Source organism: Bifidobacterium sp. LH_491 (assembly GCF_056356495.1).
In genome coordinates this window covers 156435-173728 of sequence record NZ_JBKEUI010000001.1, presented here as the reverse complement: position 1 = coordinate 173728, position 17294 = coordinate 156435, and the positions used below count along the sequence as shown (strand labels likewise).

Annotated in this window: 10 protein-coding genes and 1 other RNA gene; 1 reads left to right on the top strand and 10 read right to left on the bottom strand. The window is 58.3% G+C overall.

Translation table 11 applies throughout. The features are described 5' to 3' along the window. Nucleotides 1–59: 59 nt before the first annotated feature. The 9 genes from AC1AWK_RS00590 to AC1AWK_RS00550 form a co-directional block, all read right to left on the bottom strand. Nucleotides 60–1448 carry a PTS ascorbate transporter subunit IIC gene (locus tag AC1AWK_RS00590; RefSeq protein ID WP_476567387.1) on the bottom strand — a complete coding sequence of 463 codons (1389 nt, stop codon included), beginning with the start codon at nucleotides 1446–1448 and terminating at the stop codon, nucleotides 60–62. 33 nt (nucleotides 1449–1481) lie between these two features. Continuing rightward, nucleotides 1482–1775: a PTS sugar transporter subunit IIB gene (locus AC1AWK_RS00585; protein ID WP_476567386.1), complete on the bottom strand. Its 294-nt coding sequence runs from the start codon at nucleotides 1773–1775 to the stop codon at nucleotides 1482–1484. Between the two features lie 27 nt (nucleotides 1776–1802). After that, nucleotides 1803–2246: a PTS sugar transporter subunit IIA gene (locus tag AC1AWK_RS00580; RefSeq protein WP_476567385.1), complete on the bottom strand. Its 444-nt coding sequence runs from the start codon at nucleotides 2244–2246 to the stop codon at nucleotides 1803–1805. A 268-nt stretch (nucleotides 2247–2514) separates the two neighbouring features. After that, nucleotides 2515–3681 (bottom strand): DNA polymerase III subunit delta', encoded by a 1167-nt coding sequence (locus AC1AWK_RS00575; RefSeq protein WP_476567384.1) that lies wholly within the window; start codon nucleotides 3679–3681, stop codon nucleotides 2515–2517. Then, entirely contained in the window at nucleotides 3678–4322 is a 645-nt protein-coding gene (gene tmk, locus AC1AWK_RS00570; RefSeq protein WP_476567383.1) for a dTMP kinase, read from the bottom strand. The genes AC1AWK_RS00575 and tmk overlap by 4 nt, the downstream gene beginning before the upstream one ends. 11 nt (nucleotides 4323–4333) lie before the next feature. Next, nucleotides 4334–7225, bottom strand: a complete 2892-nt coding sequence (gene topA, locus AC1AWK_RS00565) for a type I DNA topoisomerase (RefSeq protein WP_476567382.1) — start codon at nucleotides 7223–7225, stop codon at nucleotides 4334–4336. A gap of 168 nt (nucleotides 7226–7393) precedes the next feature. Further along, a complete protein-coding gene (locus AC1AWK_RS00560; RefSeq protein WP_476567381.1) occupies nucleotides 7394–8725 on the bottom strand; it encodes a phosphatase PAP2 family protein in 1332 nt (443 codons plus the stop codon). A gap of 279 nt (nucleotides 8726–9004) precedes the next feature. Next, an RNA gene (gene ffs, locus AC1AWK_RS00555) (signal recognition particle sRNA small type) lies at nucleotides 9005–9101 on the bottom strand. Between the two features lie 544 nt (nucleotides 9102–9645). Continuing rightward, entirely contained in the window at nucleotides 9646–11058 is a 1413-nt protein-coding gene (locus AC1AWK_RS00550) for an MFS transporter (protein ID WP_476567380.1), read from the bottom strand. A 541-nt stretch (nucleotides 11059–11599) separates the two neighbouring features. Here AC1AWK_RS00550 and glf point away from each other — a divergent pair. Continuing rightward, a complete protein-coding gene (glf, locus tag AC1AWK_RS00545) occupies nucleotides 11600–12778 on the top strand; it encodes a UDP-galactopyranose mutase (RefSeq protein WP_476567379.1) in 1179 nt (392 codons plus the stop codon). 147 nt (nucleotides 12779–12925) lie between these two features. On the opposite strand, the gene AC1AWK_RS00540 is transcribed toward glf, so the two are convergent. Continuing rightward, the gene (locus tag AC1AWK_RS00540) at nucleotides 12926–17035 is read right to left on the bottom strand and encodes a S8 family peptidase (RefSeq protein ID WP_476567378.1); all 4110 of its coding nucleotides are present in this window, start codon (nucleotides 17033–17035) and stop codon (nucleotides 12926–12928) included. Nucleotides 17036–17294 lie beyond the last annotated feature (259 nt).

Below are 17294 nucleotides of genomic sequence, written 5' to 3'. Positions count from 1 at the left end.
CGAGGCCGGCAATCAACCGTCCCGGGCGGAACACCACTTCGTGTTACACGTATAACACTTTACGCTTCATCCGCAGCAGCATCGGCCTTGGCACGGTCACGACGGGACATCAGCAGCGACGCCGCGTAGAACAGGACCACGGCAACCACCACGGCAACAATCAATGCAGTCTGACCGCCATACTGATTCGTGTAGCCCAGCAGCGCACCGGCCACGCCAAAATCAGCATCCGAATACGTGGCGTTCGCCATGCCCAAGTCACCCAGCACCGGCAGCAGCAACAGCGGCAGGAACGTAATTGCCAAACCGTTGACAAACGAACCGATGATGCAGCCGCGACGGCCACCTTGACCATTGCTGATCACGCCAGTGGCACCACCAGTCATAAAGTGGGCGACAATGCCAGGAATGATGATCGTCGTCCCCGAAACCGCCATAATGGTCATGCCCACAATGCCACCGACAAAACTCGACAGGAAGCCAATCAGCACGGCATTCGGAGCAAACGTAAACGTCATCGGCACGTCGAGCGCCGGCTTGGCGTTCTTCACCAGCTTCTCGCTAATGCCCTTGAATGCCGGAACAATCTCACCCAACACCACGCGGACGCCAGCGAGAATCACAAACACACCGGCCGAGAACGTAGCCGCCTGCAAAATCGCAAACACAATGAAGTTCTGACCATCGCTCAACTTCGTTTCAATGTACTGCGGGCCGGCGAACAGCGCAACGATCACATAAATAACCGCCATTGACAACGCGATCAACACAGTGGTGTCACGCAAGAAACCCAAGCCGGCCGGGAACTTGATCTCCTCCGTGGACTTCGAGGGATGCTTCTTCGAGCTGGTCAGACGCGCGACCAATCCGCCCAAGGCAATGCCGGCACCGCCGGTATGGCCCAAAGCCACATCGTTCGTACCCGTGGCCTTCTTCATAAACGGCTGTACCAGAGCCGGGGAAATCGTCACGATCAAACCTTGCGCGATCGAGCCCCACAGCAATACGCCCCACATCGGGAACTTCGCCACTTCGAAGATCACGGCAACCATCGTTGCCATATAGAACGCGACGTGGCCCGACAAGTAGATGTACTTAAAACGAGACGTCATCGACAAGATGATGTTCACAATCATGCCGAAGAAGAAGATCAACGCCGCCTCTGAACCGTATTTCACCAACACCGTGCCTACAATGGCCTCGTTGTTGGGGACTACGCCCTGCACGTGGAACGCGTGCTGGAACATGTCACCGAACGGTGTCAACGAATCGGACACCACCGTCGCGCCGGCGGCCAACACCAAGAATCCGACCAGCGTACGAATCGTACCCTTCATGATATCGGTTGCCTTCTTGCGCTGCACCGCAAGGCCAATCAACGAAATCAACGCGACAATCACAGACGGCTGCCGGAAAATATCCAGCAGCAACGACAGCACACCGTTCATTCAAGCTCTCCTTTTTACGCTATATCTCAATGCTTACTTGTTGGGCACTTCGATGCCATGACGTTCCAACGCCGCCGCCACCTTGGCGGTGATCTCATCCATATCGATCAGGCTGTCGAGCACCACCACATCGCCCTTGCCCTCGGCCGCTTCGGCGATATCACGGCCAACGAACAGCACGTCGCAGGTCCCTTCCGTAACCGACGCGATATCGGTGTGATCGGTTTCCACACCAGTGACGCCAAGCTCTCCCAACGCCTTTTCGATGTTGAGCTGGGTCATGAAGCTTGAGCCAAGACCAGTGCTGCATGCGGTGTAAATCTTCATAGGTATACCTTTCCTTAGAGCCAAACGCTACTTACATAACACTTCAACGAGGTCTTCAACGCTGCGCGCGGCGTCCAGACGCTCGCGACGAGCTTGATCCGTCAGCAGACCAGCCAACGCCTGCATCAATTCGATGTGGGAATTGGAGTCCTGGGCCGCCAGGCAGAACATGGTCGTAATGGGATGGGCGGGATCATCGGCAAGCAGAAACGCTTCCGTCACATGCATGACGGACAGCGACGTATGCACCACACCAGTTTCAGGACGGGCGTGCGCCAACGCCACACCGCCGCCAAGATCGATATACGTTCCATTCGGTCCGGCAATGGACGACTTGATAGCCGTCACATAATCCGGGGTGATGGTGCCGCGTTCCAGCAGTGGCTTGGCAACGATATCCACGGCCTCCTTCCAATCGGCCACGGACTGCCTATAGTCGATGTCATCGGCGTTGAGATACTGACCAAGCACGATGCCTCCTTGCGTTTCCTGACGATCACTCCATACGCTTGCCCAAGCGCATGTCTTGCCTGCGCAGTGCGCCGCAGCCAGTCGCGGCAGCAGCGAATACGCGAATACATCATATCGTCATATCATCATAATGTCTTATCGGCGTGTCGAACCACGAAACCACAAAGACGACACCTCAAATCACGAGAAAGCGCAGCAAAACAGCGACATCACCACACATAACAATGCACAGCAAACCTAGATGCGCCAACGCCTAACAACGAGAAGGCTACCGGCGAGAAGGCGCGGGCAACAACGCGCACAACAACGCCTCAAACACCAACGTAGGATTGCCGTTGCCCGCAAGACGGCGACGCGCCACCTCAATCCGCTCCAACCGGTCAACAGCATCCTGCGGACGCAACCGCGACGACAACTCCGCCACCGCATTCGCGTTCTCCGCATTAATCAACCCCGAAATACGGTCGGCACCATGATGCATCACCATCACATCACGATACACGCTGGCAATACTCGTCAACGCACGATCCAACACATCACGCGAACGGCGAGTAGCCTTACGCTTCAACTCATCCTTCTTGGTGATCTCATGCAACGCGCCACGCAACTTCGGCGGCACACGATCCTTCTCCCCCAACCCATGCACGCGGCGGAACTCCGCTTCCGCAGCCTGCGCCTGAGCATCAACCTCCGCTTGCGCCTGTGCCTGCGCCGAATCGATCAAACGCCCCGCCAACACCACCGCTTCGGAAGCGCGGCGCATCGACAGCACACCAACCACCAGCTCATCACGGTCAGCCAACACCGCATCATCCGTGGCATACAACTTCGCAATACCGATATGCCCCTCGGCAAGACGTGCCGCACGGGACGCCACCGCCGGTTCAGCCCCACAAGCATCAACCAAAAACCTTGCCACATCCTGCGGTTGCGGCAACGCCAGATTCACAATACGCGTGCGAGAACGAATCGTCGGCAACACATCCTGCGCACTGGGTGCACACAACAGCCAAATCGTGCGCTCGCTCGGCTCTTCAATCTCCTTAAGCAACACGTTGGACGTACGCTCCTGCATACGGTCCACGTCCTCGATGATCATAATGCGCCACGGCGCGGTCGACGGCATTTCATCGGCCTTGTCGATAAGCTCGCGCACCTCATCAATGCTAATCGTGACCTTGTCGGTAGCCAGCACCGTCACATCGGGATGCGTGCCTGCCAGCACCTGACTCGTCACCGCAGACGGAACATCCCCCATGCCATGATCTTCGCTTTGCAATGCGGCGGCAAACGCGCGCGCAATATTGGAACGTCCCGAGCCGGCCGGCCCACAAATTAGCCACGACTGCGCGATGGAACCCGGATCGCCCTGCGCGGTGGCACGCAACAGCTCCACAGCACGCTGCTGACCGACAATCGAGTCCCACACGCTCATAGCAAGCCTCTCACATCACATTCGATTTGCGCCCACACCGCGTCGGCGTCACCACTGGCATCCACCACACGCATCCGCTCCGGCTCGCTTCGCGCCAACTCCAGAAACGCTTCGCGCGTACGACGGTGAAAATCCTCGCCAGCCGATTCCATGCGATCGTCCTGCCCCGCACGGCGGCGGCGCGCCAACGCAGGATCCAGATCAAGCACATACGTGCGATCCGGCAGCAAACCGCCGGTACCCCACATGCTCAAATGGCGAATCTCCTCGGCCGTCAGTTCGCGGCCGCCGGACTGATACGCCAGCGACGAATCCAAGTAGCGGTCGGTAATCACCACCGCGCCACGTTGTAATGCGGGGCGAATCACCTGCGCCACATGCTGCGCACGATCGGCGGCAAACAGCAAGGCTTCGGCACGCGGAGCAATATCCGCCGCAGCGTCAGTCTGCCCAGCGGCCGCCACCCCATGCAGCAGCATACGACGAATCTGCACGCCCAACGCCGTGCCTCCCGGCTCTCGGGTCACCACCACCTCGCGGCCGCAAGCCTGCATAGCATCACGCAAACGAGTCACCTGCGTGGTTTTCCCCGCGCCGTCAATGCCCTCGAAGGAAACGAACAACCCCGTATGCTGCGCCATCGTCTACGCTCCTACGCCTTCTTCGCGGCGGTTGTGGCCGTAGACTTCGTGGCGGTTTTCTTCGTGGTTGTCTTAGTCGTCTTCTTCGCGGCAGTCGACTTGGTTGTCTTCTTGGCGGTCGACTTCTTCGCAGTACTGCGCGTGCGACGCTTCGACGGACCCGCAGCGCGCTTCTCCGCCAGCAAACGGAATGCCTCCGCAGGCTCAATCGACTCCGGTGTATACTGCTTGGGCAGCGTGCGGTTGGTTTCGCCATCCGTAATATACGCGCCGTAGAACCCATCCTTAATGGTGACGGGCTTGCCGGTTTCCGGATCGGCACCCAACTCACGCAGCGGCGGCTTCGCGGTGCCACGGCCGCGTCCACGACCATACTTCGGCTGCGCAAAGAGTTCCTTCGCCTGATCCAACGTCACCGTGAAGATCTCATCCTCACTGCCCAGCGAACGCGTGTCCGCCTTGCCTTCGCCCACAGTCTTCGTCAAATACGGGCCATAACGACCATTGTTCGCCTCGACCACCGCCTCGCGCAGCTCGCCGGTTTCGCCATCCACTTCGTCGAACCGACCGACTTCGCGGGGCAAATGCAGCAGCTTCAACGCATCATCCAACGTCAACGTTTCCGGATCCATCGTCTTGAACAACGACGCCATCTTCGGACGCTCCGCCGCATCAGCCTTCTTCTTCGCCTTCTTCTCGGCCTTGTCGCCCTGCTCGGAATCCTCCTGCGGCTGCGGCATCACCAACGCCACATACGGACCAAAACGACCGTTGCGCACCTCCACCGTGCCACCCGTCGCCGGGTCGACACCCAGCTCACGCGGGCCGCCGGCATGATGCTCAATCAAATCATGGGCAACCGCCACCGTCAGCTCGTCAGGCGCGAGCGTATCGGGAATCGCCGCACGCTTCGCATTGCCTTCCGCATCCAGCTGCGTCGTATCCTCCAAATATGGGCCGTAACGACCAACCCGCACCTGCAAGCCCTCGCCAATCGCAATCGTATTGATGGCACGCGCATCAATCTCACCCAACTGGGCTACCTGCTGCTGCAAACCATCATGCACATCCTCACGCGAATGCGCCGCATCATCGCCCACGCCAAAATAGAAGCGCGTCAACCAATCACGCCCGCTATCCTTGCCGTGCGCAATGTCATCAAGCCCATGTTCCATGTCAGCGGTGAACTCATAATCGACATACTGCGGGAACTTCGTCTCCAACAGCTTCGTCACCGCAAATGCCAGCCACGACGGAATCAGCGCCCGCCCACGCTCATACACGTAACCGCGGTCGATAATCGTGGAAATAATGCTCGCATACGTCGACGGACGGCCAATCTCCTTGGCCTCCAACGTCTTGACCAGCGACGCCTCAGTATATCGTGCCGGAGGCTGCGTCTCATGACCATCCGCCTCAACCGACTCGGCCTGCAACACATCACCGGACGTCAACGGCGGCAACGACGACTGATCATCTTCCGACTTCGCGCGCTCCGCTACCTCACCGGCAGGCTTCGCCGCACGACGCCCCTCGCCGGTCGCCCGCATAAAACCAAAGAACTCAATCACCGTGCCGGACGCCTGGAACACCGCTTCGCCCAGCGAACCAGCCTGCGCGGCCAACTTCACCGTAGCCGTCGAACCCGTGGCATCCGCCATCTGACACGCCAACGTGCGCTGCCAGATCAACGTATATAGCTTCAACTGATCCGGCGGCAGCACCGACGCCAACTCCTGCGGCGCCCGGAACGTGGCGCCAGCCGGACGAATACACTCGTGTGCCTCCTGCGCGCCTGCCGTCTTCGTCGCATACTGCTTCGGCGCCTCCGACAGGTACTGCCGGCCAAACTGCTCCTCGACGGCCTTACGCGCCGCCGCAATCGCCTCCTGCGACAATGTCACCGAATCGGTACGCATGTAGGTGATGTAACCGTTTTCATACAGACCCTGCGCCGCACGCATCGTGGCCCGCGAACTCATGCCAAGACGGTTGCCAGCCGCCTGCTGCATCGTCGACGTGGTAAACGGCGGCAACGGACGCCGACGATACGGCTTCGTTTCCATCGACGTCACCGTAAACGACGACTCACGCAACGCCTGCGCCAGCTCACCCGCCACCGACTCATCCAGATGGCGAACCTCTTCGCGCGCCGCAGCCGGCACCAGCACTCCATCCGCGCCAAAATCCTTAGACCCCGCCAAACGTTTGCCATCAAGCGCCACCATACGCGCATCAAACGTCGTGCGCTCACCAGCAGCATCCAACGCCCGCAGGGACGCGGTCACATCCCAATATGGCACGCGCACGAACGCCATACGTTCACGCTCACGCTCCACAATCAAACGAGTCGCCACCGACTGCACACGTCCAGCCGACAACCCCGGCCCAACCTTGCGCCACAACACCGGCGACAACTCATAGCCATACAAACGATCCACCACGCGGCGCGTCTCCTGCGCATCCACCATATGCGCATCCACGTCACGCGTGGCCTCGAGAGACGCGGCAATCGCCTCAGGCGTAATCTCATGGAACACCATACGACGCACCGGCACCTTAGGCTTCAACGTCTGCACCAAATGCCAGGCGATCGCCTCACCCTCACGATCCTCATCAGTAGCCAGATATAACTCGTCGGCATCCTTTAACGCCGACTTCAAATCCGCCACCGTGCGCTTCTTATCCGCGCCCACGACATAATACGGCTTGAACCCATCATTGACATCCACGCCAAACCGGCCAAACCGCTCCTTATCCGACGCAGGAACCTGACTCGGCTGCGCCAAATCACGAATATGACCGACCGACGCCATCACCGTGTACCCGCTGCCAAGATAACCGCCAATCTTGCGCGCCTTGGTCGGGGACTCCACGATAACCAGCCTGCTCCCAGTCGTCATTGCCGCTCCTTCTGGTTGTGTTGTCTCGCAAGGTCATCATAGCCACGCGACATTGCGAGCCGCGAACACCGCGTGTAAGCGCCAAACAACCAGCCACGCGCCATTCGCAGACGATAACACCATCTATACCATTACTACCGTCTTGATACAGCTTATCCGTTTTCTATCCTATCCTCGCGGCGGAGCAGGAGGCGCACCCACCAAACCAAGCTTCGTCAACGGCGCGGCAGACAGCTGCCTCAACGCCAACACCAAGCCAAACATCAACGCCATCACGCCCAACATAGCCCACGTCGCGCTCGCCACCACGCCGCCGAGCGCCCACTGCGCACTCAACGACAATCCCGGCAACACCTGCCACACCATATACGCGGCATACGCGCACGCCAACACACCGGCAGTAATCATCACACTGCCCACAATCTGCACGCTCGCCGACGACATACGCGCGCCCGGCGCATCCATCCCAGAACCACGCGTAGCAGCCAGCATCAGCAACGACATGCCGCCAACCAACAACACCGCCATCACCACGTCAGTCGGACGATGCCAACGGTCAACCACTACTGATAGACCCACACCCGCAGTAAACAGCAACCCCCACACGGCACAAGCCGCTCGCCACGCACGGCCCACCGCAAACAGCAACAACATCGACGCCGCCGCCGCAATCATCACATGCCCCGAAGGCGCTGAATTATGCGTCGCCGTTTGCACGTTAATAATGAATGGACGCGGCAACGCCGGCTTCAGCCAGTGAGCAACCGCCAGCACCGCCGCCGCAAACGCAGCCATCTGTCCCAGCAACCACCAACGCTTGCGCATCACAGCCACCAATACCGCCACCACAGCCATCAGCCCGCTAACCGCAAACACCACCATGGACTTACTCAACGGCCACATACGCGACGATAACCAACCTGGCATCGACTTGGCATACGACATCGTGGCCATATCATCGAAACTTTGACCATCCATCGTACATACGCCAAGCCACCACACGCCAAACGCGAGCGCCACTATCACCACCGCACACACGACGCACAATACAGTCGTGGACACGCGCGGACGGCGAGTAAGCGGATCAAGACGCGCCAAGCCACGTTCCACATCTCCCGCCGACGCAGACTCGTCCGCTACGACAAACACCGAGCCTTGACCGGAGAATACCGGCCGACCAGCAGACGGCATCGGAGAAGATGCGGGTTGCGACGGGGATGCGATCGATTGCAGCGCGACTGGCTGGGATTCCTGGGGTTGCACAACCGGCTTTGACGCGAATGGGAATGTCCCCTTACGCTCGTCACGACTGGTCGACTCCCCCACGGTCGGCACCATCAACGGCACATTCAACGAATCGCCAGCAACCGGCGGCGCGGGCGGCGCCGCTTGTCCAGAGGACAGAGAAGCTGGCTGCGCAGCGGACTGAGCGGAAGCCTGCGCCACCATATTCACCGGAGCCTGAGGGTCATGTACCACGGGTTGCTGTTCATCGGTCATGACTCAAACTCTACGTCCTCTCCCCGCCGAATACGCCGCTACACGGCAAGCCCCAAGCAAACTTGCACAAATCAACAATGCGAGCACACGCGATGGGCGCACAATCCGTCGGCCGGACCAACACATTGCGCGCTCTCATACGGCACCCCAACTGGTATGCCCCACAATGCAGCGCACCCCAATACGCGCTGCTGGCAGACCATCAGGCTCAACAAAACACCCATACCTGCGCATACGCCAATAGCCACAGAGTCTATGGAAACTCGGAAGTAAGGAGAGTATGAAAAACCTCCACGCACCCGTCAGAGGCCACTTACCCTTGCTGCATTCCTGCCCTGGGGGAGTTGGGTGACATAACGCCACATGGAGGCTCTGCCTAGTGTACACCATCCCCAGACCAGCGCAACGCCATAAAGTCTGACGCCACAGTGTGCATATGCGTCACCTGCGGAGATTCACAATGTGCTGTTACCTCACTGTTACGGCGCGGCGGCAAGACGCGCCAGCCAACATGTGCAAATACCCCACTGATAAGGCCTGGAACATGTGAAAACACCCCACCCGGAACACCAAAATGTGCACAAACCACACTCCCACAAGCCACCAAAGCCCAGTTAGAGTGCACAAACAGCACAATTTCGCCCTACGAGACGGAAAAAGCACACAAAACCAGCCCCACCAACGGGGTAAAAGCACAACTTCATCCAGCGGCGCAGATGAACACAGCCACCGCCGATGGGGAGAGAGCAGAAGATCCTATCTATCCGTCTCTCTACCCCATCTAGTCTCGGGCGAACCAGGAAAAGGGAGAAATTCGCCTTCAGAAGCAGTGCATCCGCTCGGCATCTTCATTCCCGCAACCACGCCTATTGCGGCCCAACGCCACTCGCGCGCATGATTCCGGAGAACCAACAGCGGCCTTATGCTCCTACTACATCGTCAAGCCGGCGCTCCTTGAGCACCAGCGACAGCAAGAACACCACCACAATCAGCGCGATGGCGAACCAATAGCCATAGCGAGAACCCTCAACGAAGCCTTGCGCCGCCTGCGTTCCGCCCTTAGCCGCATACTGTGATTGGCCGGCCATAAGCAAACAGGTAGCGATCGACGTGGCAATCGCGCCAAACACCTGCTGCAACGTGTTGAGAATCGTAGAACCATCGGCGGCAAGCTCCTGCGACAATCCACGCAACGCAGCCGACTGCACCGACTGCTGCATGAACGGAATGCCGATCATCATCACCACATGCGCCAACACGAAGAACCATGGAGCGGTATGCACGCCCACCATGACGAACATGAGCGCGCCCACAATGGCAACGACCGCGCCGATACGCGACAGCAACTTCGCGCCATGGAAGTCATACAAACGACCCACCACGAACGAGCATATGGCGTTCACCACTCCGCCCGCCAACATCAGCATGCCGGCCACGGTCGCATCCAATCCCAGACCCCGCTGCAATTCCTGCGGAGCCAAATACATCACCGCCAGGGTGCACCCGAACGAGCACATCACCATCATCGCAGGCACACGGAATTCAGCAACGCCCAGCACACGCAGATCCAACAACGGCGACGCAATATGCAACTGGCGATACACGTACAGAGCCAACACCACCACACCGATTACCAGCAAGCACATCACCAATGGACTCATACCCATATCCGCGACCAAGCTCACGCCGGCAACCAGACACCCGAAACCAATCACCGAGCCAATCACCGAGAGCACATCCACCTTCGGCCGCGTCACCGGAATCGGCGTAACAAAGAATGCGGCGATGCACACCATCGCAGCCACGGCAGCAACCGCGAATACTACGAAAATCGCACGCCACGAAAACGCCCCGATCAGCACACCAGACAACGTCGGGCCAATCACCGGCGCAAACATGATGACCAAACCGGCCACGCCATTGGCCGCACCCAACTGGCGCACCGGGAACACGCGCATAATCACCGCATACATGGTCGGCAGCACCACGCCCGTGCTCACCCCCTGCAACATGCGTCCGAACAGCAATAGCGCGAATGTTGGGGCAACGGCAGACAACACCGCCCCCACGGCAAAACAGCCCAACGCCACCAATATCAGCACTTTTGCCTTCACCCATTTGAGCAAAAACCCAACGCAGGGCAGCACTACGCCGATGGCGAGCATATATCCGACCACCATCCATTGCGCGGTACCTGCGGTGATAGAAAATGTATCGCACAACGCAGGCAGCGCAATATTCATCGACGTTTCTGACAGCATGCCTAGAAAAGCGCCAAGATATAAACCTGTCATCAATTTATGGGGATTCTTCACTACATTCTGCTCAGTCACGGGCAGCATCAACCTCTCTCACTATGGCCTACACGGCCAGGCTTGTACAGGGAAATGCTTATGCAGCGAACAACAAACGCACATCATCGACGGACGCACATCGTGAGCCGGCAAAGAAAAACCGTACGACCAGCCAGGCGATCCAAGCTTCACGCTCACGACGCCCGATATCATATGCCGATGGCAAACCTCGCACAGTTTCCGAAAGTCAGCCGTAACCGTAACACGAACAAGGGGACCTTCGTAAGTCGCGCGTGTCGGGCAGCCACTGATATGAACGTCATGACTTGATCCCACCCATCCGCTATTTCACCCCACCACGAACTCGTTCATAGCTTCGAATGCGCATAAGTTGTAACGGCACCACGGCGAACGGCATGCGCACGTCCGATGCCTTGCTATGGTCGAAACCAATACGACGCGTCCGAGGCCCGATGCTTTCTCCCGCATGTCATGCGCCGACAGCACTCTGCCCGCCGCATGCAGTGACATGCGGACCGCGTCACGGCATTAATCGTCACCGTATGAGAAGGGACATCACATGAGCACAACAAGCGAATTCCCCGACTTGGTAATTGTCGGGGCAGGCTTGTTCGGCTTGACCGTAGCCCAGCAAGCAGCCGAACGCGCAGGCGTGCGTGTGGTCATCATCGACATTCGCAACCATATCGGCGGCAACGCCTACAGCCGTTTCGACGAGGAAACCGGCGCGGAAATCCACCAGTACGGAGCGCACCTCTTCCACACCAGTAACCAGCGCGTGTGGGAGTACGTCAACCGTTTCACATCGTTCACCAACTACGTGCACCGCGTGTACACCACGCATCGCGACGAAGTGTTCCCACTGCCCATCAACCTGGGCACTATCAACCAGTTCTTCCACGCGCACTACACACCGCAGGAAGCCCAGGCGCTGATTGCCGAACAGGCCGGCGAACTTGCGGGCACCAATCCGGCTAACCTTAACGATACAGGTATTTCGCTGATCGGCCGACCCCTGTATGAGGCGTTCATCAAGCATTACACCGCCAAGCAGTGGCAGACCGCGCCAGACCAGTTGCCCGCCGACATCATCAAACGTCTGCCCGTGCGCTTCAACTACGACAATCGTTACTTCAAGGACACATGGGAGGGATTGCCGGTTGACGGCTACACCGCGTGGATGGAGCGCATGATCGAAGACCCGAAGATCGAACTGCGCCTCGGTGTGGATTTCTTTGATACCGCACAGCCGTTGAACAAGGAAGCCCTGCGCGAGGCCGGAGTGCCGGTGGTATACACCGGTCCGATTGATCGCTATTTCGACTATTCCTTGGGCGATCTGAAGTGGCGTACGGTGGAGTTTGAAGAGGTCCGCTACGACGAAGCCGACCATTTCGGATGCCCGGTGATGAACTTCGCCGACGAGGATGTGCCTTACACCCGCGCCATCGAATTCAAGAACTTCAATCCGGAACGCGCCGACCGACAGAACCCGGAACGCACGGTGGTATGGCGGGAATACAGCCGCTTCGCGACCCGCGACGACGAGCCGTACTACCCGGTGAACACCGACGACGACAAGACGCTGTACGCCCAGTACGAAGCATTGGCCGCGCAGGAGGGCAATACGGTGTTCGGCGGCCGTCTCGGCACGTACCGCTACTACGACATGCACCAGGTGATCGATACCGCACTCACCGCTTACGAGGAGAGCGTTGCACCAATGCTTGTACAGTAAACGGGAGCCGGACGTGCGGTCCTAAGAGGAACACACGGCATATCCTCCACAGGACCCGGGCGCCTGGCATATCCGCACATATGACAGGGGTTGGCAGTGATGCGACAGGCATCACTGCCAACCCCCTTTGTCTTAGATGGCGTTAACCTAACGACGGATGCGCCGTCCCAACACGAGCGCGGCACCAAGACCTGCAGCACCCAGTGATGTTACGAGCACCGCGAGTACTGCGCTGCCGGACGTAGCAGTCCGCGACGGAGTCTTGCTCGGCAACGGCGCACCTGACTGTGAGGACTGCGTTACGGTCGGCCGAGGCTGAGCAGACTGGCCGGGATTCGCCGGCTGCTCCGGTTGACCCGGCTTGTTTTCCTGACGAGGAGCCAACTGTGCACGAGCTTCAGCCAACGCGTTCAACGCCGCATCCACATCCTGCTGGCTGGCATGATCATCCGCCAACACCGCACGAGCCGCATCCAATGCCTTGGCAAAGGCAGCCCACGAGGCTTCGGTGTAACCGTCGGCCTGCATACCGTTGGCTTGATCCACGGCCTGCTGCAATGCTTCCTTGTCAACGGGATGCTCCACCGCAGGATCCACGATATCGATTGTTGGCGAAACCGCATCTGGATTCTCCGGATCGATGTCCGCGGTAGGAGCCGCAGCCCGAGAATGAATGGTCAATACGGACGGCAGGATCACCGACGGGTCTTCAGCAGCCGCGCGCGCCTTGGCATGGGCTCCGGTAGAAGGCTCGTTTTCTTCGGGTTGCGCATGCATGGCGATCGTAGCGCCGTCCACATCATCAATCGCAGAGGTACCTTCACCTTGCTGTCCGGCATCGCCGAACCACACCTGCGGATGGTATGCATCAAATTCCACCGTGCCGTCGATTTCATCAGCGCTATTAGCCGCATAACGTGATTGCGTGACCGCGGAATATTGAATCTTCGCATGCTGATCTTGCGCCGTGAAGCCTAATGCCGAGAGCTTTACGCTCAGCACTACCGCATTAGAATCGGAGATAAACGCATCGTCGATAGGCTGCTCGTCAACGACTTTGGCGGGTCTGCCCTGCACGTTATATGTCGTGGTCCATACCGTATCCGTCTGAGACCTGCCCACCTTGGTGTTCACGGTCATGACGTAATCGGCCTTTCCATCACCGGTACTGTCAATGATTACCATCGGGGACAGCAAATTACCCAATCGATTCCACGCACGTTGCGTGACGATACCAATATTGAGCATGCCCTGTGACGGATCACTAAGTTGCGGAGCGGTAGACGATTGCCCAACTGCGCGGATATCGGCTGCGGCAAGACTGTGATTGGCGGTCTGGTCCGGCTGTCCATACTGAGCATCGGCCGGGTCTTCCGCACCCAACATCATCGGATACGCCTTAGCGATATACGCCTCCGCGCCTTCGCCTTGATGCAATCCAGCACCACTGATGCGCAACGCGCCTTCGCCGGCCGCAGTTGCTTGCGCCTCCACGTGCGTGTCGGAAACAGGCTTAGGAGCTGCGGCAACCGCCACACGAAGACCAAACGCTTCCTGCGCCCCTTGCTCCGTAAGCGTCACTACGCCACTAGCATCGGTCACATAACTGCGCGTCTTGCCTCCTTCTTCTGCGGTTTGCGTCACGTCTCGAGTATGGCGCAACAGCGACTGGTCGGGAATGGACAAGGTTACCGTGAACTGTGCAGTGCCCTTCGCGGGAACCGTCACAGTCTTGGTGTTCAACGTATACGTCACTCCCGGGGTTTCGGTCCGCGGAGAATATTCCACATTGTAAACACGCTGACGATCAGACATGTTGGTTACCGTAAAGGTTTTGGTCTGCGAATAGCCTGAACGAGGCACGAGAACCATACCAAACTGCCCGGTAACAGCAGTCGCATTCTCGGAAGACACCTGCACGTCGTTATTCACGGCAGCGTAAGCATCAATACGTCCTGTGCCTACACGCATGGGACCATAGGCCCGAGTGCGATCGGCCGTCAGCACGTCATGGTCGGCAGTATTCATGAGCTGCGTCTTGATTTGCTGGGCCTGCCACTCGGGGTGGGCTTGCTTGACCAAAGCCGTAACGCCTGACGTCAGAGGAGTCGCCATGGAGGTACCACTCATGACCTCGAACGAGGTTCCCGAGCCCGCCGACGCGGAGACAATACCCACACCAGGTGCTGCCACATCAGGCTTAACCGTACCGTCATAGAATCCGTGCAGACCACGCGACGTGAACGGTGCAATAGTATCCTCTGATTCACGAGAGTAATCGGCGTTCAGACTCAGCCGGAGATTACCGGCCATATGGACCTGCAAAGTACCATCGTCAATGGCCTTGACGACTTGCGGGTCTTCGGCCACAGAACGTGCAAGTTGGAAACCAGGCAACGTGGCGTTACCAGCGATCCCAGCCGCGGGTATATTGGCCTGAGAGGCAAACATAATACCCACAGCACCGGCCTCTTGGGCCTTGTCAAAGCGCACTTTGCTGCCGCAGGCTACCGCGTCATCTTTCCAATCTACAAAAGCAATCTTGCCTTTGACCGCCGCCTTATCGGATTCAGAATAAGCGGCACAGCCGTCCAGGTTATTCGGATCCTTGACACGCACCACTTGACTGGTGAGATTCAACGTATCGAACTGTCCATAGCTGCTTGAATACTGTCCGGCCACCTTCTTGTTCTCCATGCCAGCAGCGCTAATCCCCACGGCATCCTGCAAGGCCTTGCCACTTTGGCTGGCAGCGACAGTAAGCGCCGAGGCAGCCGTGCCCGGAGAACCGGTGATATCGGTAACGTCACCCTCGTTGCCGGCGGCAATCACCGACAGCACGCCAGTTTTCGATAGTGTATCTACGGCTACATTCTCCGGATCGTCCGGAGTACCGAACGAACCTCCCAACGACATGGAGACGATGGAGATACGATCAGCAGCCTTCGCCTGCAGATTGTGCTCAGCGACCCAATCAAGCGCCTTGAGCACCAAACCAGTGCTACCACCGTTATCGCCAAACACCTTGAGCGCGTAAACACCAGCCTGCGGAGCTGAGCCCGGTCCGATGGCCATGTCCGCCACATCGGCATTAGTGAGCTTCGTATAATCACCCGTGAAGGTCTTGCCATCGCGAGTCACGCCATAGCCTGCAGCGGTACCCGCAACATGCGTGCCATGGTGTCCGCCCGGTCCATCGATGGGATTGTCGTCCGGCGTGGTCTGCATAACGTTCATGCCATCGTAATTCGCTCCGGCAAAATCATAGCCGCCCTTATACTTGTTGGCATCCAACAAGGTTTTCAATGTCGGGTCGGTCAAGGGGTTCGCCGTTGACTTCAGCGCGGTTTCATAGGCTTCTTTGGTTCCTTTACCTCCGAAATCGGCGTGGGTGTAGTCGAATCCGGTGTCCATGATGGCAATGTTGACGCCAGCGCCCGTCTTTTGAGTTTTCTGCCAAGTATTCACCGCTTTTACCAATTGATCACTGTTGGCGTTGGCGGGCAGCTGAGGTTCGGGAACCGGGGTCGAATCCGTACCATCATCGGACGCCGGAGCCTCATGGCTCGCCGCCACGCCCTCAGCCTGTTTCCCGGACTCCTCGGTACTCGGCAGAGCGCTCTGTTCACTGGACTCATCAGCCACAGATGCATCGACGCGTTCGGATACGCCACCATCCTGCGTATGCTTCGTATCTCCCTCATGCGACGCCTGCTCATCATCGCTCGGAGTATCCACCGCGCTGTCCGAGACAGTATATACCGGCAATAGCGAAACACGCAGCACGTCACCAGAACGTTCGCTTAACGTACGCAGCGCCTCGGCGTCCGCCCTCACCGCAAGTCCAGCGATGCTATACCCCGTGGAATACAGTTTGACCGCATTGCCGTCCAATTTGCGCAGCTGTTCGAACACATCGTCGGCGGTCGTCACAGCCTGCCGCGCGCTGCGCTCACCCACCGCCGCCGCCTGGGATTCCTTCACCGATTCGGGCACCGCACTGCGCAAACGGTCCAGTCGCTCCTTCGCCTGCTCGCTGGCTTCCAGCGCCGCAGGCTTTTCGATTTGGATAAAAGCATCAATCGTGCCTGTGGTCTGCGCCAGCTGCGGCGATAAATGTACCGAAGAAGGCAATTGCACTGATGTCGGCAACACAATGTGATTGCCAGTCGCGGCAGTCGCCGTGCCGGGAGTCGCCACCAACATGGCAGCTCCAACAGCAACAGCCACCCACGATGGCCACCGTCGATGAGTCATGGTCGGTATCCCTTCACTCTACATCCCCCTGAATGGGTAGATAGGTGAGCGCAATAATACAGACAAAGAGATAGTGAACAATATTAATGCCCAAAAAATGGACATTTTTACGATAATGATCTATATATTAAAACGTATCACTATACTATAAATACGGCGAGCATCCCACCAATCGAGACCATGGACCATAGCTGAAATATTGCAATGTCAGTATTTATCCCATATGAATCCCTGCAAGAATTTCTACGTTGTCATACAC

Coding starts and splice junctions, on each gene's coding strand:
- AC1AWK_RS00590 (WP_476567387.1), bottom strand. CDS start 1,448: ATGAACGGTGTGCTGTCGTTGCTGCTGGATATTTTCCGGCAGCCGTCT.
- AC1AWK_RS00585 (WP_476567386.1), bottom strand. CDS start 1,775: ATGAAGATTTACACCGCATGCAGCACTGGTCTTGGCTCAAGCTTCATG.
- AC1AWK_RS00575 (WP_476567384.1), bottom strand. CDS start 3,681: ATGAGCGTGTGGGACTCGATTGTCGGTCAGCAGCGTGCTGTGGAGCTG.
- tmk (WP_476567383.1), bottom strand. CDS start 4,322: ATGGCGCAGCATACGGGGTTGTTCGTTTCCTTCGAGGGCATTGACGGC.
- topA (WP_476567382.1), bottom strand. CDS start 7,225: ATGACGACTGGGAGCAGGCTGGTTATCGTGGAGTCCCCGACCAAGGCG.
- AC1AWK_RS00560 (WP_476567381.1), bottom strand. CDS start 8,725: ATGACCGATGAACAGCAACCCGTGGTACATGACCCTCAGGCTCCGGTG.
- glf (WP_476567379.1), top strand. CDS start 11,600: ATGAGCACAACAAGCGAATTCCCCGACTTGGTAATTGTCGGGGCAGGC.
- AC1AWK_RS00540 (WP_476567378.1), bottom strand. CDS start 17,035: ATGACTCATCGACGGTGGCCATCGTGGGTGGCTGTTGCTGTTGGAGCT.